Origin of the sequence: Paenarthrobacter sp. TAF1, assembly GCF_052113825.1 — a bacterium.
In the GTDB taxonomy this organism is placed as follows: Bacteria; Actinomycetota; Actinomycetes; order Actinomycetales; family Micrococcaceae; genus Arthrobacter; species Arthrobacter nicotinovorans.
In genome coordinates this window covers 1-1,021 of the sequence record NZ_JBFRDO010000047.1, presented here as the reverse complement: position 1 = coordinate 1,021, position 1,021 = coordinate 1, and the positions used below count along the sequence as shown (strand labels likewise).

At 62.0% G+C, this 1,021-nt stretch carries 1 protein-coding gene; it reads right to left on the bottom strand.

Annotated features, from left to right (window positions below):
• Positions 1-7 precede the first annotated feature (7 nt).
• Positions 8-1,021 (bottom strand): IS30 family transposase (locus tag AB4Y81_RS21540; RefSeq protein WP_441996931.1); only part of this gene is annotated, 1,014 nt, incomplete at its 5' end.

Genomic DNA, 1,021 nt, shown 5'->3' with positions numbered 1-1,021 from the left:
GGCGGTTTCAGCTTGCTAGTGCAACACCATCGATTAGTTTGGTCAGTCTTTCAGTTGGGGTGTCCCATTGGAGTGTTTGACGCGGTCGGATGTTGAGCAGGTGCTGGGTGTGGGCGAGTTCTTCGTCGCTGACCTGGTTGAAGTTCGTGCCTTTGGGGTGGATATCGCGGACCAGTCCGTTGGTGTTCTCGTTCGTGCCGCGTTGCCAGGGTGAGTGCGGGTCACAGAAGAACAGCTGGCAGCCGGTCGCTACTGTGAACTTGGCGTGTTGAGCCATTTCCGTGCCTTGGTCCCAGGTGATCGTTTTAAGGATCGCCTGGGGCAGGGTGTGGATCATTTTCTGCATGACCTCGATGACCGTCGCGCTGTCCCTGGCTCCCGGCAGCCGGCCCAGCAAAGTGAACCGTGAGGAGCGCTCGACCAAGGTGACGATCCCGGAGTTACCGGGACCCACGACCAAATCACCTTCCCAATGGCCGGGCACGGCCCGGTCCTGGACTTCGGCGGGCCGGTCGCTCAGCCGGGCCCCTTCAAGCCAGGGCCTTACGTTYCTGGCAGGCAGCTTTGATTGGGGCTTACGACCGGTCCGGCCCGAACGTAGGGCCTTCTCCACGGCAAGTTCATGCCGCAAGGCACCCCGGCCCTGCACGTAAAGGGCTTGGTAAATTGACTCGTGGGACACGTGCATCTCCGGCTGCTCGGGGAACGTCTTCTTCAGGTCCGCAGCGCTCTGTTGAGGTGAGAAACGCTGGTTCAAGCGTGCCACGACCTCCTTCCACACCGCCGTTCCCGCAGAGAGCTTCACGGGCCGGTTCCGTCTACGGCGGACCAGTGCCCGGTGTTGGGCAACCCCGGCGTCGTAATAGCGCCGGGCCCAATGCTCGATACTGTGTCGGCGGATCTCCCGGGACACCGTTGATGGATGCACGCCCAACTCCTTGGCGATCTGTCGCATGGAACGCGGCTCCGGCAAGCCCAGACAGGCCTTGATATAAGCCCGGTCCTCCAAAGTCAGCCGCCG